Genomic DNA, 23,856 nt, shown 5'->3' on the forward strand with positions numbered 1-23,856 from the left:
GCATGGTCGTTGCGTTCCGGGGCCCGGCGCGGGTGTTCGTTGCGCCGGTGCTTTCGTCCGTTGCGTGCGGGACGGGTGGGACTGTCCGGGTGTGCCCGGCATGCGGAAGGCCCCCGCTCTCCCGTCACCGGGACAGCGGGGGCCTCGCTCGGGCGGGCGCCGGTCAGCTCCAGCTGGCGTGCAGCGGCTTGCCCTCGGCGTAGCCCGCGGCGCTCTGGACGCCGACGATCGCCTTCTCGGCGAACTCCTCCAGGGAGTTCGCACCGGCGTAGGTGCAGGAGGAGCGGACGCCCGCGATGATCGAGTCGATCAGGTCCTCGACACCCGGGCGGTCCGGGTCGAGGAACATCCGGGAGGTGGAGATGCCCTCCTCGAACAGCGCCTTGCGGGCCCGGTCGTACGCCGACTCCTCCGAGGTGCGGTTGCGCACCGCGCGCGCGGAGGCCATGCCGAAGGACTCCTTGTAGAGGCGGCCGTCGGCGTCCTGCTGGAGGTCGCCGGGCGACTCGTAGGTGCCCGCGAACCAGGAGCCGACCATGACGTTGGAGGCTCCGGCGGCCAGCGCCATGGCCACGTCGCGGGGGTGGCGCACGCCGCCGTCGGCCCACACGTGCTTGCCGTACTTCTTCGCCTCGGCCGCGCACTCCAGCACGGCGGAGAACTGCGGCCGGCCCACACCGGTCATCATGCGGGTGGTGCACATGGCACCCGGGCCCACCCCGACCTTGATGATGTCCGCGCCCGCGTCGATCAGGTCCTTGACACCCTCGGCGGAGACGATGTTCCCGGCCACGATCGGCACCTGCGGGTCGAGGGCGCGGACCACCCGGACCGCGCTGATCATCGACTCCTGGTGACCGTGCGCGGTGTCGATGACGAGCGTGTCGACGCCCGCGTCGAGGAGCTGCTTGGCCTTGCCCGCCACATCGCCGTTGATACCGACGGCGGCGGCGACCCGGAGCCTGCCCTGCGCGTCCACGGCCGGGGTGTACAGCGTGGCCCGCAGGGCGCCCTTGCGGGTCAGGATGCCCGCGAGGCGGCCGTCCCGGTCGACGGCGGGCGCGTAGCGGCGGTTGGCGGCGTCGAGCCGGTTGAACGCCTCGCGCGGGTCGATGTCCGCGTCCAGCAGGAGCAGGTCCTTGCTCATCACCACTTCGAGCTGGGTGAAGCGGTCCACCCCGGTGAGGTCCCGGTCGGTGACCACACCGACGGGCCGGTGCTCCTCGTCGACGACCACACCGGCGTTGTGCGCGCGCTTGGGCAGCAGGGCCAGGGCGTCGGCGACCGTCTGGTGCGGGGCCAGCACGATGGGGGTGTCCAGGACATGGTGGCGGCCCTTGACCCAGGAGGTCACCTCGGTGACGACCTCGATCGGGATGTCCTGCGGGACGACCACCAGGCCGCCGCGCCGGGCCACGGTCTCGGCCATGCGGCGGCCGGCGATGGCGGTCATGTTGGCGACGACGAGCGGGATGGTGGTGCCCGTGCCGTCCGGGGAGCTGAGGTCCACGCCCTGACGTGAGCCGACCGCGCTGCGGCTCGGCACCATGAACACGTCGTCGTACGTCAGGTCGTACGCGGGCTGGATGTCGTTGAGGAAACGCACGTGCTGCACATCCCAGTCGATCAGAGGTGGCCCCCGGACAGGTCAGCCAGGGGGAAAGAGCACGTACTTCATTGTCCCATGCCGTATGGCCCGTCATGCCCTGTCACAACATCCAGGCTGGTCAGCGAGGCCTTAGGAGGAACCTCCAAGGCCGAGGGCGACAGTGAGCGCGGGGGTGCGCTCCGTCGCCTCCGCGAACACCTCCCGCGCGGTGCGCCACTCCTCGGGACGGGCCTCGGCGTAGGCCCGCCAGCCCACGACGACGAGCAGCAGCCCGCGCCCGGCGGCGTCTTCCGGCCATACGGAGGGATCGCCCAGGGAGTCGGCCAGCGCGTCCCAGTTGCGGCCGAACCAGCCGGGCAGCGCGAGTGCGCGGGCGGCGCGGTCCATCAGGCCCGCCTTGTCGGTGACGCCGTCGAGGTCCAGGGCGACCACCAGCCGCCCGGTCAGGTCTTCACTCATCGCAGTACCGCCCGGAAGGTGTCGTAGTGGTCGTCGGTGTAGTACAGCTCGGCGTGCTGCCCGGTGATCAGACGGCGGGCGCCCCGGGTGCGCGCGCCCGGGGTCTTGACCGTGTACTCGTGGTAGTAGCCCCGCTCGTGCCGGGGCAGCCGGCGCTCGCGGTTGCCGAAGACCACCCCGTCCTGGGTGTACGGGAAGGGGCCGCCCTTGTCGATCAGGGCCAGGGTCTGCCGGGCCTCGGCCGGCAGCCGGGACACCCGGACGGTGGCCGTGCCACGGGCCCAGGAGGGGGTGGCCGTGCCGGATCCGGCGGAGGGGTTGCCGTGGCCGGGGGAGGCGGACCGCGAGGACGTCGGCGAGGCCGGGCCCTGGGCGGTGGAACACCCGGCCAGCAGGACGGAGAGCAGGACGGAAAGACAGACGAGGAGCCCCGCGAACAGGCGGGGGACGGACCGCAGCAGCATGCCGACGATGCTCCCACGGCCGTCCTCCGGCGGCCTGCTCCAGGCCCCCGAGGGGGCCTGTGCGCTCAGACGCCGTCCGGGTCCGAGCGGTTCAGGGCGGACTTGGGGGCCGGTCCGGCCGCCAGCAGGTGGTCGGCGGCCGAGGTGTCCGTGACCAGGCTGGTGACCAGGCCGGAGCGGAGCACCGCGTCGATCGCCGCCGCCTTGCGCTGACCGCCCGCGATGGCGACCACCTCGGGGATCCGGCGGAGCTGGTCGGCCGTGACCGTGATGCAGCGCTCCCCCAGGTCCCGGCCGATCCGGCGGCCCTCGGAGTCGAAGAGGTGCGCGGCCATCTCGGCGGCGACGCCGAGCGAGGCGTAGTGGGCGCGCTCCTCGTCGCTGAGCATGTCGTGCACCGTGGAGATGCCCGGCTCCCAGGAGCCGATGGACACACAGGCGACCGTGACCTTGTCGAAGTACTCGAAGGCACGGGCGATGCCGGTCTGGTTGCGCAGCGCGGCGGCGGTGGCCTCGTCCGGCAGCAGCATCGGCGCGTAGATGGGGTGGGCGTCGCCGCCGGAGACCTGGGCCGCGCGGCGCACCGCCTCCACCGAGCCGCGCTCGGAGGTCCCCGCGTCGTACACGCCGGTCAGCTGGACCACGGTGCACGGGGGCAGCCGGTCCAGCGCCGCCGCCATGTGGATGGTGGAGCGGCCCCAGGCCAGGCCCAGCACATCGCCCTCGTCGACCAGTTCGCCGAGCAGGTCGGCGGCGACCTCGCCCAGGTTCTCCGGGTCCGGGGTCTCCTCGGCCTCGGCCGGGGACTCGACCACGACGGCGTGCCTGAGGCCGTAGCGGGCACGGAGCGCGTCGGAGCGCTCGGCGTCCAGCTCAGCCGGGACGCGGATCTCGATGCGCACCAGATCCCGTTCGAGGGCGGTCTCCAGGACCCGGGCCACCTTGAAGCGGCTGACGCCGAACTCCTCGGCAATCTGGATCTTGGACTTGCCCTCGAGGTAGAAGCGGCGGGCCATGGCCGCCGCCTGCACCAGCTCAGCGGGTCCCATCCGCACTGCTGACCGGCCCGCCGACATACCCGACACGGCGTTCTCCTCACTGCCGTTCACACGACTGCTGTTCACACGTGCATTCGCCGTTCATCCTTGCAGATTCGGCGCTGTCGATCAGCCCTGATGAGAGCCGTTCACGTACCTGATGCTCAGTGGTTGCACACCCAGGACGCCTGAGCGGTCGCTTTCTCCGCCTGGGCGCGCAGGGCACGGACCGCCTCGGCCGGGTCCTCGGCGCCGTAGACGGCCGAACCGGCGACGAAGACGTCGGCGCCCGCGTCCGCGCACCGCTCGATCGTCGAGGCCGACACCCCGCCGTCCACCTGGAGCCACAGCTGGAGGCCGTGCCGGCCGATCAGCTCCCTGGTACGGCGGATCTTCGGCAGCATGATGTCGAGGAACGCCTGTCCGCCGAAGCCGGGCTCGACCGTCATGATCAGGAGCATGTCCAGCTCGGGCAGCAGGTCCTCGTACGGCTCGACGGGCGTGGCGGGCTTGAGCGCCATCGAGGCCCGCGCCCCCTTGGCCTGGATCTCCCGGGCCAGCCGCACGGGCGCGGCGGCGGCCTCCACGTGGAAGGTGACCGAGGAGGCGCCCGCCTCCACGTACTGCGGCGCCCAGCGGTCCGGGTCCTCGATCATCAGATGGCAGTCCAGCGGGGTGTCCGCCGCGCGCGCCAGGGACTCCACGACCGGCACGCCGAGCGTGAGGTTGGGGACGAAATGGTTGTCCATCACGTCGACGTGGAGCCAGTCGGCGCCCTCGACCGCCTTCGCCTCCTCGGCGAGGCGGGCGAAGTCCGCGGACAGGATGCTGGGGTTGATCTGCACGGCCATGCCCCAAGCCTGCCATGCCGCGGCGCCGGGCTGTAACGGCGGTCCCGGGGCGCGGCCCCCGGAGGACCGCCGGTGCGCGGCACGGCGGCCCCGGGGCTCAGCCGGTCCGGCGGATCAGGGCCAGGTACATCGCGTCGGTGCCGTGCAGGTGCGGCCAGAGCTGGATGTCCGGGCCCTCGCCGAGCGCGGGAACGCCGGGGAGCAGCGGCCGGGCGTCGATCAGTTCGGTCTCCGGGAACTGCTTGAGCACGTCGGAGACGACCGCCCGGGTCTCGGCGAGGTGGGGCGAGCAGGTGGCGTAGCCGACGACCCCGCCCACCCGGACCGACTCCAGCGCCGTGCGCAGCAGCCCGCGCTGGAGCGGGGCGAAGCCCTCCAGGTCCTCGGGGCGGCGCCGCCACCGCGCCTCGGGACGGCGGCGCAGCGCGCCCAGGCCGGTGCACGGCACGTCGACGAGGACCCGGTCGAAGCTGCCCGGCCGCCAGGCGGGGCGCGTCCCGTCGGCGGCGATGACCTGGTACGGGCCCGGGTTCCCGGCGAGTGCCTTGGCGACCAGGCCGGCCCGGTGCGGCTGCTTCTCCGAGGCGAGCAGCACCGCGCCGCGCCCGGCGGCCAGCGCGGCGAGCAGGGCCGCCTTGCCGCCGGGTCCGGCGCAGCCGTCCAGCCAGGCGCGGTCCGGTCCGTCGAGCGGCGCGTTCGCCAGGGCCAGGGCGACGAGCTGGCTGCCCTCGTCCTGGACGCCCGCCCTGCCCTCGCGCACGGCGTCCACCGCGCCGGGCTCGCCGCCCTCGGTGAGCCGCACGGCGTACGGGGACCAGCGGCCGGGCAGCGCCGCCTCCTCGCGCAGGAGTTCGTCGGTGGTGGCCCGGCCGGGCCGGGCCACCAGGGTGACCTCGGGCCGCTCGTTGTCGGCGTCCAGCAGGTCCTCGATACCGGCGCGTCCGCCGCCGAGCGAGTCCCACAGGGCGGAGACGACCCAGCGCGGGTGGGAGTGGACGACGGCGAGGTGGTCCTCGGGGTCCTCGTCGTAGGGCGGGGCGACCGTCTCCAGCCAGCCGTCGAGGTCGGTGCGGGCGACCTTGCGCAGGACCGCGTTGACGAACTTGGCCCGGCCGTCGCCGAGCACGACCCGGGCCAGCTCGACGGTGGCGGACACGGCGGCGTGGCTCGGGATACGGGTGCCGAGCAGCTGGTGGGCGCCGAGGCTGAGCACGTCAAGGACGGGCGGGTCGACCTCCCGCAGCGGCCGGTCCACGCAGGCGGCGAGGATCGCGTCGTACGTGCCCTGGCGGCGCAGCGTGCCGTAGACCAGCTCGGTGGCGAGCGCGGCGTCCCGCCCGTCGAAGTCGCCCTTCTCGCGCGCCTTGCGCAGCAGCGGCGGCAGGACGAGGTTGGCGTACGCGTCCCGTTCGTCCACGGCGCGCAGCGCGTCGAAGGCGAGGATGCGGACGGGGTCCTTCTGGGGCCGGCGGTAGGGCTTGGCGGGCTTGCGGGGCCGACGGGGGGTGTCGCTCACGAAAAGGTGCTCCGGATGTCTGGGGCCGCCGTCGCACGGACGCCCCGGCTGGGACCCGGGCCGCCGGTGCGGGTGGCCCGGATGCGCTGTCCGCCCAGCCTACGGCCCGTGCACCGGCCCCGCTCCGACCCCCGGGCCGACTCCGGCCTCTAGGTCCTCCGCGGGCCTCTGGGTCCTCCGCGGGCCTCTGGGGGTCCTCCGCTGGTGCCTGGGGCGTCCGCTGGTACCTAGGGCCGCTCCGGCTTCCGGTGCGGCTCCGGGCCCTGGTTCCCCTGGGCAGCCCTGGCCCTCGGGTCCGTTGCGGGCTTCGGGACCGCTCCAGTACCTGGTTCCACGGCGGGCTCCGGGGCCGCCCGGACCCTCGGGTCCGTTCCGGGCTCCGGGACCGCTCCAGCCCCCGGGTCCGCTCCGGCTTCCGGGTGCCGTTCCGGCCTGCGGGCCCTTGCCTCCCGTGTCTGTCTCCCCCGCCGCGCCGGCCGCGCCAGGACTACGGACGACCGGCCGCACACACGCCACCCCCGGCCCGCCGCCGTCCCCGTGCCTCACGCCGTCCCACACGCCCCGCCCGGCCGGGACTGCCGGGCGGCCCGCCGGTGCGCGTCACTCGGATGCGCTGTCCGCCCGGCCTACGGCCCGTGCGCCGGGTCCGCTCCGACCCGCCCCCTGGGCCCGCTCCGGCCCACGGGTCCCTTGCGGTCCCCGAGTCCTTGTACCCCGTGTCCGTCTCCCCCGCCGCGCCGACCGCGCCAGGACTACGGACGACCGGCCGCACGCACGCCGCCCCCAGTCCGCCGCCGTCCCCGTGCCTCGCGCCGCCCCGCACGCCCCGCCCGGCCGGGCGGACGGATGACCGGGCTGCCGGGTGGCCGAGCCACCGAGTGACCGGCTCGTCGGCCGACCGTGACCGTCAGCCGGTCAGCCGGTCAGCCGGTCAGCCGGTCAGCCGGTCAGCCGGTCAGCCGGTCAGCCGGTCAGCCGCCGAGGGTCTCGCCCTCCGCGATGCGGGCGCCGCGGGCCCAGTCCGCCGCCCGCATGGGCTTCTTGCCCTGGGCCTGGACCCACAGCAGCTCCACGGCGTAGGAGCCGGTGCCGACGCGTACGTCGTTCTTGCCCACGGCGAGCGCCCCCGGGGCGAGGTCGGTGCGCTCGGGCACGGGGGCGACCTGGATCAGCTTGAGGCGTTCGCCGCGGAACGTCGTCCAGGCGCCGGGCGCCGGCGTGCACCCGCGCACGACCCGGTCGACGCGCAGCGCGGGCGCGCTCCAGTCGACCCGGGCGTCCTCGACGGTGATCTTCGGTGCCAGGGTGACGCCCTCGGCCGGCTGCGGCACGGCCTTCAGGCTGCCGTCCTCGATGCCGTCCATGGTCGCGGCGAGCAGTCCCGCACCGGCGAACGCGAGCCGGGTGAGCAGGTCGCCGCTGGTGTCGGTGGGCCGGATCAGCTCGGTGACGGTGCCGTAGACCGGGCCGGAGTCCAGGCCCTCCTCGATGAGGAACGTGGAGGCGCCGGTGATCTCGTCGCCCGCCATGAGGCTGTGCTGCACCGGCGCGGCACCGCGCCAGGCGGGCAGCAGGGAGAAGTGCAGGTTGACCCAGCCGTGCGCGGGGATCTCCAGGGCGCTCGGCGGCAGCAGCGCGCCGTAGGCGACGACCGGGCAGCAGTCCGGGGCGATCTCCCGCAGCCGCTGCTGGAAGTCGGGGTCGCGCGGCCTCGCGGGCTTGAGCACCTCGATCCCGGCCTCCTCCGCGCGGTCGGCGACGGGGCTCGCGACCAGCCTGCGGCCCCGGCCGGCCGGGGCGTCGGGGCGGGTGACGACGGCCGCGACCTCGTGCCGCCCGGAGGCGATCAGGGCGTCCAGGGCGGGAACGGCGACCTCGGGGGTACCGGCGAAGACGAGCTTCATGAGCGGGTGCGGGCCTCTCGGTCGGGGTGGGGTGCGCGGCCCACAAGTCTATGACCACGGACGACCGCGGCCACGGCCACGGCGGGGAAGCCCCGGGACCGTGCGCCGCCGCCTCCGGCCGCGCACGGTCCTCCCACCCGGCGGCGCCCGCCTGTCCGCGCGGCGGGCGCGCACCCCGTCCCGCAGCGCACGCCCGCCGCGCAGGGGGCGTACGCACATGCTCTTACGCCCCCAGAGCGTGACCAGCGGGCCGAAAACGCGTTGGTCAAGTGAGAGTTGACCAAAAGGGGCCGCTCGTACGGCCCGTTTCCTTTCAACGCCGGTTCGAGAGGCTTGTTCATGGCCGACCACGCAACCCACGACGCCCAGGCCCGTGCCAGCCTGCACTTGCTGGTGCGGGACATCGAGCGGGTCCGCCGGCAGGTGGACGCGCTGCGCACGCTCACCGCCCAGCTGGGCAACGTCTACCGCCCGCGCCGCACCGGCCCCTCCACGGGCTTCGTCGTCTACGGGCGCGCGCCCGCCCCCACGGTCCGCCTCGCGCAGGAGCTGCGGGACAGCGTCGAGACCCTGGTCACGGCGGCCGTCGACTTCGACCGCTCGCTCGGCTTCTCGTGGGACGCCGTGGGCTCGGCGCTCGGCGTCACCAAGCAGGCCGTGCACCGCCGATACGGCGCACGCCGGGCCGCGGCGCAGGCGGCGGAGCCCGAGCGGACACCGGAGACCCCCGGTCCCCGCCCGGTCAACGTGGGTCCGGCCATCTCCTCCGTGCCCACGGTCCCCGCCGCCCGCTCCATGCCGACCCAGCCGACCGCGGGCAGCCCCGCACTGCGGGAGGACGTCAGGCCCACGGCCTTCCCGGGCCCCCGCAACGGCTGACGCTCCGTCACGCCTCACCACACCCCGTCACACCTCGTCACCGCGTCGCGTCCCCACGCCGCGCCGAGCACCCCCACTCCCCCGCATCCCCCCTCCCACCCGCGGTCCCTGATCCGCCGTCGCTCCCCTGCCTCCGGCCTCGGATCCGCTGCCGGGCACGCCGGGCGCACCGGGTCCGGCCCGCGCCCGCGTACTCGTCAGCCGATGTCCGGCGGATCGATCCGCACCCACACCGCCGCGTCGCTCCCGCGGGCCGTCCGGGCCGCCTGCGCGGACTTCAGGGCCGCGGCGAGCGCGGAGCCGCTGCCGGGCGGCACCCGGACCAGGGCCCGGTCCCAGTGCTCGCCGGGGGGCGGCGCGCCGGGCCGCCGGGGGCGTCCGGCCGGGGTGGCCGGTACCGGCACCGGGCCGAGGATCTCGGCCGCCGGTGGCAGGGCGGCCCCGCCCAGGAAGTCCGCGACCGCCTCCGGCGGACCCGTGACGGCGGCCATCCGGGACACCGGCGGGAAACCCAGCTCGGCCCGCTCGGACAGTTCCCGCAGCGCGTGGCCGGCGGGGTCCCAGCGGACCAGGGCCTGCACCGGGCGCAGGGTCGGCTCGGCGACGACGACCACGGTGCCGCCCGCCTCCTGCGGCCGTACCAGCGCGGCCGCGCCGATCCAGCGGCGCAGGGCGTCCTCGCCCGCCCGCAGGTCCGGACGGCCCAGCATGGCCCAGCCGTCCAGCAGGAGGGCGGCGGCGTACCCGTCCTCGGCGACCGGTTCGGCGCCCGGTGTGCTGACCACCAGCGCGGGCGTCCCCGGCACGGTGTCGAGCACATGCTCACGGCCCGAGGTGCGCACCGGTACGGCGGGGAAGGCCCGTCCCAGTTCCTCCGCGGTGCGCCGGGCGCCGATCACCTGGGCGCGCAGCCGCGGGGAGCCGCACTCCGGGCAGTGCCAGGCGGACTCCCCCTGCCCGCACCAGTCGCAGCGCAGCACCCCCGCGTCCTGGCCCTGGAGCGGGCCCGCGCAGTGCCGGCAGCGGGCCGGGGCCCGGCACTGGGCGCAGGCCATCCGCGGCGCGTACCCGCGCCGGGGCACCTGCACCAGGACCGGGCCGTGGCGCAGCCCCTCCCGGGCCGTCTGCCAGGCGAGCGAGGGCAGCCGGGCGGCGCGGGCGGCCTCGTCCCGGGCGAGGTCCCCGTCTCCCACCGTGCGCACGAGCGGGGCGGCCCGGCGCACCTGCTCGCGCGCCGCCACCAGGGGCCGCGCCCAGCCGGTCTCGACGAGCTGCGCCGCCTCGACGGTGCAGCTCCAGCCGCCGAGCAGGAAGGCGCACCGGTCCTGTGCGGCGCGCAGCAGCAGCACCTCGCGCGCGTGGGGCTGCGGCGCGTGCAGTTCGCTGTGGCTGTCGTCGCCGTCGTCCCACAGGGCCACGAGTCCGAGGTCGCGGACCGGGGCGAACATGGCGGCGCGGGTGCCGACCACGGCCCGTACGGAGCCCCGGCGCACCGCGAGCCACTGCCGGTAGCGCTTCTCGGGTCCGGCGTCGGCGGTGAGCAGCGCGTGCCGTCCCTCGCCCAGCAGGCCGGTCAGCGCGGTGTCCAGGCGGGCGGCGATCCGGCCGTCCGGGACGACCACGAGCGCGCCGCGCCCGGAGGCGAGCGTCGCGGCGACGGCCCGTGCCGTCTCCTCGCTCCAGCGCGGTCCGGGCAGCGCGTTCCACACCGCGCGGGGGGTGCCGCCCGCGGCGAGCGACTCGATGAAGGCGGCCCCGTGCTCGTACCGCGTCCAGGAACCGGCGTCGGGGGCGGGGGGCGGGGGCAGCGGCTCCGGGGACGGCCGCCGCTCGGCCCGTGCGCTGCGCGGCGGCACGGCGAGCTGGAGCACGTCGGCGACACTGCCCGCGTAGCGGTCGGCGACGGCGCGCACCAGCGCGAGCAGTTCCTCGCCGAGCACCGGCTCGGGCGAGACGACCTGGGCGAGCGCGGCCAGCGGCCCGGAGTAGTCGGACTCGGCGCGCCGCTCGACCAGGAAGCCGTCGATGAGGCCGCCGCCCTCGCGCCGGCCCTCGCGCACCCGGTGCCGTCCGGCCCCGAACCGCACCCGGACCCGCACCCCGGGCTGCGCGTCCGCGTCCAGCTCGGCGGGGACCGCGTAGTCGAAGGTGCGGTCGAGGTGGAGCACGCCCTTGTCGACGAGCACCCGGGCGACCGGGAGCCGCGGGGCCAGGGCCGCGCCGCGCCAGGTCCGGGGCTTGGCGCGGGGCTCCTTGGCCTTGCGCACGCTCTCCCGGATCAGCGCAAGCTGCTCGTGCGGCGCACCCTCGGCGCCGCCCGCTCCCGACCCGTTCTCGCTGCTCACGCTTGCATTCCTACCAAACGGCACTGACAACGACGACGGCTCCCAGGGCCGTGACCGGGTCGGGTCAGGTCCTGGGAGCCGAGGTGGTGTGCGAGGGACCGGTCAGATGCCGACGGCCTGGCGCAGCGCGTCCACGCGGTCGGTGCGCTCCCAGGTGAACTCGGGCAGCTCACGGCCGAAGTGGCCGTAGGCGGCGGTCTGGGAGTAGATCGGGCGGAGCAGGTCGAGGTCGCGGATGATGGCGGCCGGACGGAGGTCGAAGACCTCCTCGATCGCCTTCTCGATCTTCTCGGGCTCCACCTTGTGGGTGCCGAAGGTCTCGACGAACAGGCCGACCGGCTCGGCCTTGCCGATCGCGTACGCGACCTGGACCTCGCAGCGGGCGGCCAGGCCGGCGGCCACGACGTTCTTGGCGACCCAGCGCATGGCGTACGCGGCCGAGCGGTCCACCTTGGACGGGTCCTTGCCGGAGAAGGCGCCGCCGCCGTGGCGGGCCATGCCGCCGTAGGTGTCGATGATGATCTTGCGGCCGGTCAGTCCGGCGTCGCCCATCGGGCCGCCGATCTCGAAGCGGCCGGTCGGGTTGACCAGCAGGCGGTAGCCCTCGGTGTCCAGCTTGATGCCGTCCTCCAGGAGCGCCTTCAGCTCCGGCTCGACGACGAACTCGCGGATGTCGGGGGCGAGCAGCGACTCCAGGTCGATGTCGGAGGCGTGCTGCGAGGAGACGACGACCGTGTCCAGGCGGACCGCCTTGTCGCCGTCGTACTCGATGGTGACCTGGGTCTTGCCGTCCGGGCGCAGGTAGGGGATCGTGCCGTTCTTGCGCACGTCGGACAGGCGCTTGGACAGGCGGTGCGCGAGGAAGATCGGCAGCGGCATCAGCGTCGGCGTCTCGTCGGAGGCGTAGCCGAACATCAGGCCCTGGTCACCGGCGCCCTGCCGGTCCAGTTCGTCGTCGTCGCCCTCGACGCGGGCCTCGTAGGCCGCGTCGACGCCCTGTGCGATGTCCGGGGACTGCGCGCCGATGGACACCGACACGCCGCAGGAGGCGCCGTCGAAGCCCTTCTTGGAGGAGTCGTAGCCGATCTCGAGGATCTTGCTGCGGACGAGGGTCGCGATGTCCGCGTAGGACTTGGTCGTGACCTCACCGGCGACGTGCACCAGGCCGGTGGTGATCAGCGTCTCGACGGCGACGCGGGAGGACGGGTCCTCGCGCAGCAGCGCGTCGAGGATGGTGTCGCTGATCTGGTCAGCGATCTTGTCGGGGTGACCCTCGGTCACGGACTCCGAAGTGAACAGGCGACGGGACACAACGCTCCCTGGGGTTGCAGCGGCTGCTGGCTGATCATGGGCGGACGGCACGGAGGCTGCGCCCGGTCCGTCCGAGAAACAGTTTATCGGTCGCACTCGGCCGCCGGCCCACCTGTCTCGCCACTCGGGAGTGCTGTGACCTGCGGCACGGGCATTCTGCCCCGCGCCCGGGGCCCTTGAACAGGGCCCCTGAGCGGCGGCGCCGCGTGTTCGAGTCATGTGCGAAGCGGCGTGGCGGTCAGCCGAGCCGGGCGGCCACGAGATCCCACACGGTGTCGGCCAGGGCCTCCTTCGGCCCGTGCGGCACCGGGGTCTCGCCGCCGTCGGCGGCCAGCACCACGGCCTCGTTCTCCTCGGAGCCGAAGGTCCTGCGCTCCCCCACCTCGTTCACCACGAGGAGGTCGCAGCCCTTGCGCGCGAGCTTCTTGCGGCCGTTGGCGAGGACGTCGTCGGTCTCCGCGGCGAAGCCGACGATCACCTGTCCGGGCCGCGCCCGGTCGGCCGATATCTCCGCCAGGACGTCCGGATTGCGCACCAGGGCGACCGGTTCCGGCTCCTGGCCGTCCTGCTTCTTGATCTTCCCGGCCGCGTAGACGGCGGGCCGGAAGTCGGCGACGGCGGCGGCCATCACCACGGCGTCCGCGTCCGCGGCGGCCTTCAGCACCGCCTCGCGCAGCTGTACGGCCGTCCCGACCCGGACGAGGTCCACCCCGGCCGGGTCCGGCAGCTCGGCGTTGGCCGAGACGAGGGTGACCCGGGCGCCCCGGGCGGCGGCGGTGCGCGCCAGCGCGTAGCCCTGCTTGCCGGAGGAGCGGTTGCCGAGGAAGCGGACCGGGTCCAGGGGCTCGCGGGTGCCGCCCGCGCTGACGACGACATGCCGTCCGGCGAGGTCGGGGGCGGCGGCGCCGCGGGCGAGCACCCGGCGGCAGACCTCGAAGATCTCCGCCGGGTCGGGCAGCCGCCCCTTGCCGGTGTCGACGCCGGTGAGCCGGCCGACGGCGGGCTCGACGACCACGGCGCCGCGGCGGCGCAGCGTCGCCACGTTCTCCCGGGTGGCCGGGTGCTCCCACATCTCGGTGTGCATGGCCGGGGCGAAGACCACCGGGCAGCGAGCGGTGAGCAGGGTGTTGGTCAGCAGGTCGTCGGCGAGGCCGTGGGCGGCCCTGGCCAGCAGGTCGGCCGTGGCCGGGGCGACGACCACCAGGTCGGCGTGCTGGCCGATGCGCACGTGCGGCACCTCGTGGACGTCGTCCCAGACCTCGGTGGCGACGGGGTTGCCGGACAGCGCGGACCAGGTGGCGGCGCCGACGAAGTGGAGCGCCGAGGCGGTGGGAACGACGCGCACCTCGTGCCCGGACTCGGTGAACCGGCGCAGCAGCTCGCACGCCTTGTACGCGGCGATGCCGCCGCTGACCCCCAGAACGACCTTCGGCTTGTCCACCGTCTCTCCCCGGAATCGGCCCCGGTGCGCCCGGTGCGGCGCACGCCTCTATGACACACCACAGGCCCGGCAGTCGCGCTGCCGGGCCTGTGGAAGAGCAGAAGAACCTGCGTCGCCTTACTGGGCCGGGCCGTCGATGGCCTCGGAGGTCAGCAGACCCGCGTTGATCTCGCGCAGGGCGATGGAGAGCGGCTTCTCGTGGACGTGGGTGTCGACGAGCGGACCGACGTACTCGAGGAGGCCCTCGCCGAGCTGCGAGTAGTACGCGTTGATCTGGCGGGCCCGCTTGGCCGCGTAGATCACGAGGCTGTACTTCGAGTCGGTGGCCTCGAGGAGCTCGTCGATCGGCGGGTTGATGATGCCCTCGGGCGCGGAGATGGAAGAGGACACGCTCTACCTTCCGATGGATGGGAAAGAATCAGCCGTGATGATCGTGACGATCACACGACGTCCATCAAGGCTAGCAGCTCGCGCGCCACGTCCTCGACGGAGGTGTTGACCAGGGTCTCGTCGAACTCGGACTCGGCGGCCAGCTCGACCTTCGCGGCCCGCAGCCGGCGCTCGATCACCTCGGGCGGCTCGGTGCCCCGGCCGGTGAGCCTGCGCACCAGCTCCTCCCAGGAGGGCGGGGCCAGGAAGACGAGGCGGCCCTCGGGCATGGACTCGCGGACCTGCCGGGCACCCTGGAGATCGATCTCCAGCAGGACCGGCACCCCCGCCTCCAGGTGCTCCAGCACCGCCGCGCGCGGCGTGCCGTAGCGGTTGCCGGCGAACTCGGCCCACTCCAGCAGCTCGCCGTTGGCGATCAGCTTGTCCATCTCCTCGTCGGTGACGAAGAAGTAGTGCACGCCGTGCTGCTCACCGGGGCGCGGCTTGCGGGTCGTCGCCGACACGGAGAGCCAGACCTCGGGGTGTTCCTTGCGCATATGAGCGACGACCGTGCTCTTGCCGACCCCGGAGGGGCCGGAGAGCACGGTCAGCCGCGGACGTGCGTCCGGGGGTACGGGGGTCGTCCCCCGGGGTGTTACAGCCATGCAGCGATTATTCCAGCAATCCCGGAGTGCCCGGGACCCCGGTCGCGGGGTCCCGGGGGCTCAGGAACCGGTGCTGCCGAACTCACGCTCCAGGGAAGCGATCTGGTTGGAGCCGAGGCCGCGCACACGACGGCTCTCGGAGATGCCGAGTCGCTCCATGATCTGCTTGGCGCGGACCTTGCCCACGCCCGGCAGGGACTCAAGAAGGGCGGACACCTTCATCTTGCCGATGACGTCGTTCTCCTGGCCCTGCTTGATGACCTCGTGCAGGGAGGCGCCGGAGTGCTTGAGTCGATTCTTGACCTCGGCCCGCTCCCGGCGAGCCGCGGCGGCCTTTTCGAGCGCGGCTGCGCGCTGTTCAGGGGTAAGGGGCGGAAGAGCCACGCCTACGTCACCTCGGATGTCGAACTGTCGGATACGGACCGGTGAGGAACCTAGTCGCCCCACACCTGGGGGGCCACGAGCAACACGCTTGCCCGCTGCCCCCACTGCCTTGAAGGGCGTGGGAGGCGCCCCCACTCGACGGAGACTAGCGGTCGAGGGCGCCAGAGTCAGCGAGAACAGCGGAAAAGTCCTGGTCAGCCTTGGTGAGGTCGGACATTTAGGACATATTGCCTCGGTTTTTGCCGTGGATCCAGACCCGGGACGTCCCCGAAGCCTCCGCGAAGGGCCTCAGACGGCGGCCACCGCGGCCCGGATCTCCGCCGCGAACCGGTCCGCCGCGTCCCGCAGCGCCGCCACGTCGGGACCGTGCCGCAGCACACCCCGGCTGACGTTGGGCACCACGTTGCGCACCGCGGGCCCGAAGACCGCCGGGAGACCGGCCGGCGTCGCGCCCTGCGCGCCGATGCCGGGAGCGAGCAGCGGCCCGTTGATGTCCAGGTCGTACGAGGACAGATCGCCGAGCGTGGCACCCACCACCGCGCCGAAGGAGCCCAGCGGTTCCTGCCCCGCGTTCTCCCGGGCCAGGTGCGCGAGGACGGTCGCGCCCACGGTCCGCCCGTCCGGGCGGACGGCGTGCTGCACCTCGGCGCCCTCCGGGTTGGAGGTCAGCGCCAGCACGAACAGACCGGCGCCGCTCTCCCGCGCCAGGTCGACGGCGGGCCTGAGCGAGCCGTAGCCCAGGTACGGCGAGACGGTCAGCGCGTCCGAGAACAGCGGCGCGTCCTTGCGCAGGAACGACTCCGCGTAGGCGGCCATGGTCGAGCCGATGTCGCCGCGCTTGGCGTCCATGACGACCAGCGCGCCGGCCGCCCGCGCCTCCTCCACGGACTTCTCCAGCACCGCCACGCCCCGCGAGCCGAACCGCTCGAAGAAGGCGCTCTGCGGCTTGAGGACGGCGACCCGGTCGGCCACCGCCTCCACGACGGTGCGGCTGAACCGCTCCAGACCGGCCACGTCGTCGTTCAGACCCCACTCGGCCAGCAGCGACGCGTGCGGGTCGATGCCGACGCAGAGCGGGCCGCGTTCGTCCATGGCGCGGCGCAGCCGCGCGCCGAAGGGCTCCAGGGGGCTCATGCGGACGTCCTCACGTCGGCGCCGACCGCGTCGGCGAGGGTGGCGTACGGGCTGGTGCGCAGGCGGGCGGCGAGGCCCTTGTGGATCGCGCGGCACCAGAAGGGGCCCTCGTAGACGAAGGCGCTGTAGCCCTGGACCAGCGTGGCGCCGGCCAGGATGCGCTGCCAGGCGTCCTCGGCGGTCTCGACGCCGCCCACGCCGACCAGGGTGATCCGGTCGCCCACGCGCGCGTAGAGGCGGCGCAGCACCTCCAGGGAGCGCTCCTTGAGCGGCGCGCCGGACAGCCCGCCGGTCTCGGCCACCAGCTCCGGGCCCGACCGCAGGCCGAGCCCCTCGCGCGCGATGGTGGTGTTGGTGGCGATGATGCCGTCCAGGCCGAGGTCCACGGCGAGGTCGGCGACCGCGTCCACGTCCTCGTCGGCGAGATCGGGCGCGATCTTGACCAGCAGCGGCACCCGGCGACCGGGCACAGCCCGGTCGGCGGCCTCGCGCACCGCGCTCAGCAGCGGGCGCAGCGCCTCGGTGGCCTGGAGGTTGCGCAGTCCGGGCGTGTTGGGCGAGGAGACGTTGACGACCAGGTAGTCGGCGTACGGGGCGAGGCGCTCGGCGGACTTCACATAGTCACCGGCCGCCTCCTCCTCGGGGACGACCTTGGTCTTGCCGATGTTGACGCCGACGACGGTGCGGAAGACCGGCGTGCGGGAGGCCAGGCGGGCGGCGACGGCCAGCGAGCCGTCGTTGTTGAAGCCCATGCGGTTGATGAGCGCGCGGTCGGCGACCAGCCGGAACAGCCGCTTCTTGGGGTTGCCGGGCTGCGGCTCGCCGGTCACGGTGCCGATCTCGACGTGGTCGAAGCCCAGCATCGACATGCCGTCGATCGCGACGGCGTTCTTGTCGAAGCCGGCGGCGAGTCCGAAGGGGCCGTGCATGCGCAGGCCCAGGGCCTCGGTGCGCAGCTCCTGGTGGCGGGGGGCCAGGACGGCCGCGGCGAAGGTGCGCAGCACCGGCACGCGGGCGGCCAGGCGGATCCAGCGGAAGGCGAGGTGGTGGGCCTGTTCGGGGTCCATCCGCCGGAAGACGAGACGGAAGAAGAGCTTGTACATCACTGTGTCCTCATGACGACCTCATGAAGAGGGGGACACCGTTTCCGGTGTCCCCCTCGGGGCTGCTGCTAGTCGCGGGCCGCGATCAGGAACCCGGCGTGTTCCTGGAGCGAGCGGACGCCCACGTCGCCGTGGTTGAGCGCGTCGATGCCCTGGACGGCGGCGGCGAGCGCCTGGACCGTCGTCAGGCACGGCACGGACCGGGCCACGGCCGCCGTACGGATCTCGTAGCCGTCGAGGCGGCCGCCGGTGCCGTAGGGCGTGTTGACGATGAGGTCGACCTCGCCGTCGTGGATGAGCTGGACGATGGTCTTCTCGCCCTGGGGGCCGGTGCCCTCGGACTGCTTGCGCACGATCGTGGCGTTGATGCCGTTGCGCTTGAGGACCTCGGCGGTGCCGGAGGTGGCGAGCAGTTCGAAGCCGTGGGCGACCAGCTCACGGGCCGGGAAGATCATCGACCGCTTGTCGCGGTTGGCGACCGAGATGAAGGCGCGGCCCTTGGTGGGCAGCGGGCCGTAGGCGCCTGCCTGCGACTTGGCGTAGGCCGTGCCGAAGACGGAGTCGATGCCCATGACCTCGCCGGTGGAGCGCATCTCCGGGCCGAGGACGGTGTCGACGCCGCGGCCGTGGATGTCGCGGAAGCGCGACCACGGCATCACGGCCTCCTTGACGGAGATCGGCGCGTCCAGCGGCATGGTGCCGCCGTCGCCGTTCCTCGGCAGCAGACCCTCCTCGCGCAGCTCGGCGACGGTGGCGCCCAGCGAGATCCGGGCGGCGGCCTTCGCCAGCGGCACCGCGGTCGCCTTCGAGGTGAAGGGGACGGTGCGCGAGGCGCGCGGGTTGGCCTCCAGGACGTAGAGGATGTCACCGGCCAGCGCGAACTGGATGTTGATCAGGCCGCGGACGCCGACGCCCTTGGCGATGGCCTCGGTGGAGGCGCGCAGCCGCTTGATGTCGAAGCCGCCCAGGGTGATCGGCGGCAGCGCGCACGCCGAGTCGCCGGAGTGGATGCCGGCCTCCTCGATGTGCTCCATGACACCGCCGAGGTACAGCTCCTCGCCGTCGTAGAGGGCGTCGACGTCGATCTCTATGGCGTCGTCCAGGAAGCGGTCGACGAGGACCGGCCGGGAGGGGCTGATCTCGGTCGACTCGGCGATGTACGCCTCCAGGCGGGCCTCGTCGTAGACGATCTCCATGCCGCGTCCGCCCAGGACGTAGGACGGGCGCACCAGGACCGGGTAGCCGATCTCGTCGGCGATGGCCTTGGCCTGGGCGAAGGTGGTGGCGGTGCCGTGCTTGGGCGCGGGCAGCCCGGCCTCGGCGAGGACCTGGCCGAAGGCGCCCCGGTCCTCGGCGGCGTGGATGGCCTCGGGCGGGGTGCCGACGATCGGCACGCCGTTGTCCTTGAGCGCCTGGGCCAGGCCCAGCGGTGTCTGGCCGCCGAGCTGGACGACGACACCGGCGACCGGTCCCGCCTGTCGCTCGGCGTGCACGATCTCCAGGACGTCCTCCAGGGTGAGCGGCTCGAAGTAGAGCCGGTCGGAGGTGTCGTAGTCGGTGGAGACGGTCTCCGGGTTGCAGTTGACCATCACGGTCTCGTACCCGGCGTCGGAGAGCGCGAAGGAGGCGTGGACGCAGGAGTAGTCGAACTCGATGCCCTGGCCGATGCGGTTGGGGCCGGAGCCCAGGATGATCACCGCGGGCTTCTCGCGCGGGGCGACCTCGCTCTCCTCGTCGTAGGAGGAGTAGAAGTACGGCGTGCGCGCGGCGAACTCGGCGGCGCAGGTGTCGACCGTCTTGTAGACCGGGCGGATGCCGAGGGTGTGCCGGACCTCGCGGACGACGTCCTCGCGCAGGCCGCGGATGCCGGCGATCTGCTGGTCGGAGAAGCCGTGCCGCTTGGCCTCGGCGAGCAGGTCGGCGGTCAGCTCGGGGGCCGCCGCCAGTTCGTCGGCGGTCTCCTTGATCAGGAAGAGCTGGTCGACGAACCACGGGTCGATCTTCGTGTAGTCGAAGATCTCCTCGGGGGTGGCGCCCGCGCGGATGGCCTCCATGACCGTGTTGATCCGGCCGTCGGTGGGGCGTACGGCCGCTTCGAGCAGGGCCCTCTTGTCGCCGGGCACGCCGGTGAAGGCGAACTGGCTGCCCTTCTTCTCCAGGGAGCGCAGCGCCTTCTGGAAGGCCTCGGTGAAGTTGCGGCCGATGGCCATGGCCTCGCCGACCGACTTCATGGTGGTGGTGAGGGTGGAGTCCGCGCTCGGGAACTTCTCGAAGGCGAACCGCGGGGCCTTGACGACCACGTAGTCGAGGGTCGGCTCGAAGGAGGCCGGGGTCTCCCGCGTGATGTCGTTGGGGATCTCGTCGAGGGTGTAGCCCACGGCGAGCTTGGCGGCGATCTTGGCGATCGGGAAGCCGGTCGCCTTGGAGGCGAGGGCCGAGGAGCGGGAGACGCGCGGGTTCATCTCGATGACGATGACCCGGCCGTCCTCGGGGTCGACCGCGAACTGGATGTTGCAGCCGCCGGTGTCGACGCCGACCTCGCGGATGATGGCGATGCCCATGTCGCGCAGGACCTGGTACTCGCGGTCGGTGAGGGTCATCGCCGGGGCGACGGTGATCGAGTCACCGGTGTGCACGCCCATCGGGTCGAAGTTCTCGATGGAGCAGACGACCACGACGTTGTCGTTCTTGTCGCGCATCAGCTCCAGCTCGTACTCCTTCCAGCCGAGGATGGACTCCTCCAGGAGGACCTCGGTGGTCGGCGAGAGGGTGAGGCCGGTGCCCGCGATGCGGCGCAGCTCCTCCTCGTCGTGCGCGAAGCCGGAGCCGGCGCCGCCCATGGTGAAGGAGGGGCGGACGACGACCGGGTAGCCGCCCAGCTCGTCCACGCCCGCCAGGACGTCGTCCATGGTGTGGCAGATGACCGAGCGGGCGGACTCGCCGTGGCCGATCTTCTTGCGGACCTCTTCGACGACCAGCTTGAACTGGTCGCGGTCCTCGCCCTTGTGGATGGCCTCGACGTTGGCGCCGATCAGCTCGACGCCGTACTTCTCCAGGACACCGTTCTCGTGCAGCGAGATGGCGGTGTTCAGGGCCGTCTGGCCGCCCAGGGTGGGCAGCAGGGCGTCGGGGCGCTCCTTGGCGATGATCTTCTCGACGAACTCCGGGGTGATCGGCTCGACGTAGGTGGCGTCGGCGATCTCCGGGTCGGTCATGATCGTCGCCGGGTTGGAGTTGACGAGGATCACCCGCAGGCCCTCGGACCTGAGGACGCGGCACGCCTGGGTGCCGGAGTAGTCGAACTCGGCGGCCTGCCCGATGACGATCGGGCCGGAGCCGATGACCAGGACGGACTGGATATCGGTGCGCTTAGGCACGCTGGCCCTCCATCAGGGAAACGAAGCGGTCGAACAGGTAGGCGGCGTCGTGCGGTCCTGCCGCCGCTTCGGGGTGGTACTGGACGCTGAAGGCCGGCTTGTCGAGCAGGTGGAGGCCCTCCACCACGTTGTCGTTGAGGCAGACGTGGGAGACCTCGGCACGGCCGAAGGGGGTGTCGGAGACCCGGTCGGCGGGGGCGTCGACGGCGAATCCGTGGTTGTGCGCGGTGACCTCGACCTTGCCGGTCGTACGGTCCTGCACGGGCTGGTTGATCCCGCGGTGGCCGTACTTCAGCTTGTAGGTGCCGAAGCCGAGGGCGCGGCCGAGGATCTGGTTGCCGAAGCAGATGCCGAACAGCGGCGTGCCGCGCTCCAGGACGCCCCGCATGACGGAGACCGGGTGGTCGGCGGTGGCCGGGTCGCCGGGGCCGTTGGAGAAGAACACGCCGTCGGGCGCGACCGCGTACACGTCCTCCACGGTGGCGGTGGCGGGCAGCACGTGCACCTCGATGCCGCGCTCGGCCATGCGGTGCGGGGTCATGCCCTTGATGCCGAGGTCGACGGCGGCGACGGTGAACCGCTTCTCGCCGATCGCCGGGACGACGTACGCCTCCTTGGTGGCGACCTCGGCGGAGAGGTCGGCGCCGACCATCTCGGGGGCCTGCTGGACGCGGGCCAGCAGCGCGGCGTCGTCGCGGACGGCGTCGCCGCTGAAGATGCCGACGCGCATGGCGCCGCGCTCGCGCAGATGGCGGGTGAGGGCGCGGGTGTCGACGCCGCTGATGCCGACGACGCCCTGGGCGGCCAGTTCCTCGTCCAGGGAGCGGCGGGAGCGCCAGTTGGACGGCACGCGCGCGGGGTCGCGCACGACGTAGCCGGCCACCCAGATGCGGCTGGACTCGGCGTCCTCGTCGTTGACGCCGGTGTTGCCGACGTGCGGGGCGGTCATGACGACGACCTGGCGGTGGTACGACGGGTCGGTCAGGGTCTCCTGGTAGCCGGTCATGCCGGTGGAGAACACGGCCTCGCCGAACGTCTCCCCCACGGCCCCGTAGGCGCGGCCCCGGAATACCCGGCCGTCCTCCAGGACGAGTACGGCGGGAACCCTCTCGGTTCCCCTTGTGGAGGTGGTCATCGTTCGGCGCCTTCCGTGGTGCTTGCTTCGGTCATGGAGTTGATGGCTTCGACCCACTCGGTGTGCTCGGCCGCCCGGTCGGAGCGGAAGCCGGAGTCGAGCAGCTTGCCGCCGTGTTCCCAGGTCACCACCAGCAGGCCGCCCTCGGAGAGGACCTTGCCGGCGATGCCCTTGTCGAGCCGGGCCCCGCGCAGCTGCGCGGCCGGGACGAAGAAGTCGTGCGCGCCGGGGCGTACGACGTCGAGGCCCGCGTCCGTGAGAGTCAGCTCGGCCCGGCTGCGGGTGCCCAGGCCGTGCGCCACGATGCGGTCCAGCCACTGGCCGGCCGTGGTGGAGCCGTGGTAGCGGCCGGTCATCGTCAGTCTCGCCTCGCCGGGGTGTTCCGGCGCGTCGGGCAGGGCGGGCAGGTCGCTCTGGAGGGTGCCGCGCCACTTCCAGCCCTCGCGCATCAGCCAGTAGACGAGCGCGACGAACAGGGCGAGGCCGACCAGCCAGCCGATGCGTCCGCCCCAGTTGGTGACCGAGGCCGACTTCTCCTCATCGGCGAGTGAGGTGGTGAGCTGGGCTGCGAGCAGTGTTGCAGGTGTCACGTGAGCTTCCCGTCGACGAGCGTGGCCTTGCCCCGGAGCCACGTGTGGGTGACACGGCCCGGCAGCTCGCGTCCCTCGTACGGAGTGTTGCGGCTGCGGGAGGCGAAGCCCGCGGGGTCCACCTGCCCACGGTATTCCGTGTCGACGAGGGTGAGGTTGGCGGGCTCGCCTGCCGAGACGGGCCGTCCGTGGCCGGTGGCCCGGCCGATCCGGGCCGGGGCGGCGGACATGCGGTCGGCGACGCCCGCCCAGTCCAGCAGTCCGGTGGCGACCATGGTCTCCTGGACCACCGACAGGGCCGTCTCCAGGCCGACCATGCCCATGGCGGCGGCCGCCCACTCGCAGTCCTTGTCCTCGTGCGGGTGCGGCGCGTGGTCGGTGGCGACGATGTCGATGGTGCCGTCGGCCAGCGCCTCGCGCAGCGCGTGCACGTCGCGCTCGGTGCGCAGCGGCGGGTTGACCTTGTAGACCGGGTTGTACGTGCGCACCAGCTCGTCGGTGAGCAGCAGGTGGTGCGGGGTGACCTCGGCGGTGACGTCGATGCCGCGGGACTTGGCCCAGCGGACGATCTCGACGCTGCCCGCGGTCGAGAGGTGGCAGATGTGGACGCGGGAGCCGACGTGCTCGGCGAGCAGCACGTCCCGGGCGATGACCGACTCCTCGGCGACGGCGGGCCAGCCGCCCAGCCCCAGCTCGGCGGAGACGACGCCCTCGTTCATCTGGGCGCCCTCGGTGAGGCGGGGCTCCTGGGCGTGCTGGGCGACGACGCCGCCGAACGCCTTCACGTACTCCAGGGCGCGGCGCATGATCACCGCGTCGTCCACGCACTTGCCGTCGTCGGAGAAGACGGTGACCCCGGCGGCCGACTCGTGCATGGCGCCCAGCTCGGCGAGCTTCCTGCCCTCCAGGCCGACGGTCACGGCGCCGATGGGCTGCACGTCGCAGTAGCCGTGCTCCCGGCCGAGCCGCCAGACCTGCTCGACCACGCCGGCGGTGTCGGCGACGGGGAAGGTGTTGGCCATGGCGAACACGGCGGTGTAGCCGCCACCGGCGGCGGCGCGGGTGCCGGTGAGCACGGTCTCGGAGTCCTCGCGGCCCGGCTCGCGCAGATGGGTGTGCAGGTCGACCAGGCCCGGCAGGAGGACCTTGCCGCCGGCCTCGACGACCTCGGCGTCCGCCGCGGACAGGCCGGTCCCCACCTCGGCGATGGTCTCGCCGTCGATCAGCACGTCCTGCGGCTCGCCGCCGAGCACCTTCGCACCCCGGATAAGGATCTTGCTCAT

Annotated in this window: 20 protein-coding genes; 1 reads left to right on the top strand and 19 read right to left on the bottom strand. The window is 73.3% G+C overall.

Annotation, left to right across the window (positions count from 1 at the left end):
- Window positions 1-163: 163 nt before the first annotated feature.
- The 7 genes from ACWDYF_RS15165 to fmt form a co-directional block, all read right to left on the bottom strand.
- Window positions 164-1,615 (bottom strand): GuaB1 family IMP dehydrogenase-related protein, encoded by a 1,452-nt coding sequence (locus ACWDYF_RS15165; protein WP_389464223.1) that lies wholly within the window; start codon window positions 1,613-1,615, stop codon window positions 164-166.
- 123 nt (window positions 1,616-1,738) lie between these two features.
- On the bottom strand, window positions 1,739-2,068 hold the full coding sequence (locus ACWDYF_RS15170) for a barstar family protein (RefSeq protein WP_389464221.1): 330 nt from the start codon (window positions 2,066-2,068) through the stop codon (window positions 1,739-1,741).
- Window positions 2,065-2,532: a ribonuclease domain-containing protein gene (locus tag ACWDYF_RS15175; RefSeq protein WP_389464219.1), complete on the bottom strand. Its 468-nt coding sequence runs from the start codon at window positions 2,530-2,532 to the stop codon at window positions 2,065-2,067. The genes ACWDYF_RS15170 and ACWDYF_RS15175 overlap by 4 nt, the downstream gene beginning before the upstream one ends.
- A 65-nt stretch (window positions 2,533-2,597) precedes the next feature.
- Complete coding sequence (locus ACWDYF_RS15180; protein WP_026252922.1) at window positions 2,598-3,641, bottom strand: sugar-binding transcriptional regulator; 1,044 nt, start codon at window positions 3,639-3,641, stop codon at window positions 2,598-2,600.
- 92 nt (window positions 3,642-3,733) lie between these two features.
- Complete coding sequence (rpe, locus tag ACWDYF_RS15185; RefSeq protein WP_389464218.1) at window positions 3,734-4,420, bottom strand: ribulose-phosphate 3-epimerase; 687 nt, start codon at window positions 4,418-4,420, stop codon at window positions 3,734-3,736.
- Window positions 4,421-4,517: 97 nt separating this feature from the next.
- The gene (locus tag ACWDYF_RS15190; protein ID WP_381737095.1) at window positions 4,518-5,936 is read right to left on the bottom strand and encodes an RsmB/NOP family class I SAM-dependent RNA methyltransferase; all 1,419 of its coding nucleotides are present in this window, start codon (window positions 5,934-5,936) and stop codon (window positions 4,518-4,520) included.
- A 971-nt stretch (window positions 5,937-6,907) separates the two neighbouring features.
- Window positions 6,908-7,840: a methionyl-tRNA formyltransferase gene (fmt, locus tag ACWDYF_RS15195; protein ID WP_389464216.1), complete on the bottom strand. Its 933-nt coding sequence runs from the start codon at window positions 7,838-7,840 to the stop codon at window positions 6,908-6,910.
- A gap of 339 nt (window positions 7,841-8,179) precedes the next feature.
- Here fmt and ACWDYF_RS15200 point away from each other — a divergent pair, with 339 nt between their 5' ends.
- The gene (locus ACWDYF_RS15200; protein WP_389464215.1) at window positions 8,180-8,719 is read left to right on the top strand and encodes a hypothetical protein; all 540 of its coding nucleotides are present in this window, start codon (window positions 8,180-8,182) and stop codon (window positions 8,717-8,719) included.
- 197 nt (window positions 8,720-8,916) lie between these two features.
- Here ACWDYF_RS15200 and ACWDYF_RS15205 read toward each other — a convergent pair whose 3' ends face one another.
- The 12 genes from ACWDYF_RS15205 to ACWDYF_RS15260 all read right to left on the bottom strand — a co-directional run bounded on the left by ACWDYF_RS15205 (window position 8,917) and on the right by ACWDYF_RS15260 (window position 23,856).
- Window positions 8,917-11,064, bottom strand: a complete 2,148-nt coding sequence (locus ACWDYF_RS15205) for a primosomal protein N' (RefSeq protein ID WP_389464213.1) — start codon at window positions 11,062-11,064, stop codon at window positions 8,917-8,919.
- A 102-nt stretch (window positions 11,065-11,166) separates the two neighbouring features.
- Entirely contained in the window at window positions 11,167-12,375 is a 1,209-nt protein-coding gene (gene metK / locus ACWDYF_RS15210) for a methionine adenosyltransferase (RefSeq protein WP_026252923.1), read from the bottom strand.
- 238 nt (window positions 12,376-12,613) lie between these two features.
- Window positions 12,614-13,816: a bifunctional phosphopantothenoylcysteine decarboxylase/phosphopantothenate--cysteine ligase CoaBC gene (gene coaBC / locus ACWDYF_RS15215; protein ID WP_389464211.1), complete on the bottom strand. Its 1,203-nt coding sequence runs from the start codon at window positions 13,814-13,816 to the stop codon at window positions 12,614-12,616.
- A gap of 117 nt (window positions 13,817-13,933) precedes the next feature.
- On the bottom strand, window positions 13,934-14,206 hold the full coding sequence (gene rpoZ / locus ACWDYF_RS15220; protein WP_018570191.1) for a DNA-directed RNA polymerase subunit omega: 273 nt from the start codon (window positions 14,204-14,206) through the stop codon (window positions 13,934-13,936).
- 50 nt (window positions 14,207-14,256) lie between these two features.
- The gene (gmk, locus tag ACWDYF_RS15225) at window positions 14,257-14,850 is read right to left on the bottom strand and encodes a guanylate kinase (protein ID WP_051115955.1); all 594 of its coding nucleotides are present in this window, start codon (window positions 14,848-14,850) and stop codon (window positions 14,257-14,259) included.
- 60 nt (window positions 14,851-14,910) lie between these two features.
- Window positions 14,911-15,234 (bottom strand): integration host factor, encoded by a 324-nt coding sequence (locus ACWDYF_RS15230; RefSeq protein WP_003977346.1) that lies wholly within the window; start codon window positions 15,232-15,234, stop codon window positions 14,911-14,913.
- Between the two features lie 288 nt (window positions 15,235-15,522).
- On the bottom strand, window positions 15,523-16,368 hold the full coding sequence (pyrF, locus tag ACWDYF_RS15235) for an orotidine-5'-phosphate decarboxylase (protein ID WP_389464208.1): 846 nt from the start codon (window positions 16,366-16,368) through the stop codon (window positions 15,523-15,525).
- Window positions 16,365-17,471, bottom strand: coding sequence for a quinone-dependent dihydroorotate dehydrogenase (locus tag ACWDYF_RS15240; protein ID WP_381737090.1), 1,107 nt, complete (start codon window positions 17,469-17,471; stop codon window positions 16,365-16,367). The genes pyrF and ACWDYF_RS15240 overlap by 4 nt, the downstream gene beginning before the upstream one ends.
- 68 nt (window positions 17,472-17,539) lie before the next feature.
- Window positions 17,540-20,848 (bottom strand): carbamoyl-phosphate synthase large subunit, encoded by a 3,309-nt coding sequence (gene carB / locus ACWDYF_RS15245; RefSeq protein WP_389464206.1) that lies wholly within the window; start codon window positions 20,846-20,848, stop codon window positions 17,540-17,542.
- On the bottom strand, window positions 20,841-21,983 hold the full coding sequence (carA, locus tag ACWDYF_RS15250) for a glutamine-hydrolyzing carbamoyl-phosphate synthase small subunit (protein ID WP_381737089.1): 1,143 nt from the start codon (window positions 21,981-21,983) through the stop codon (window positions 20,841-20,843). The genes carB and carA overlap by 8 nt, the downstream gene beginning before the upstream one ends.
- Window positions 21,980-22,573 carry a PH-like domain-containing protein gene (locus ACWDYF_RS15255; RefSeq protein ID WP_037896515.1) on the bottom strand — a complete coding sequence of 198 codons (594 nt, stop codon included), beginning with the start codon at window positions 22,571-22,573 and terminating at the stop codon, window positions 21,980-21,982. Before ACWDYF_RS15255 ends, carA begins: the two co-directional genes overlap by 4 nt.
- Window positions 22,570-23,856, bottom strand: a complete 1,287-nt coding sequence (locus ACWDYF_RS15260; RefSeq protein ID WP_381737088.1) for a dihydroorotase — start codon at window positions 23,854-23,856, stop codon at window positions 22,570-22,572. Before ACWDYF_RS15260 ends, ACWDYF_RS15255 begins: the two co-directional genes overlap by 4 nt.

It is taken from the genome of Streptomyces sp. NPDC003284 (assembly GCF_053589675.1).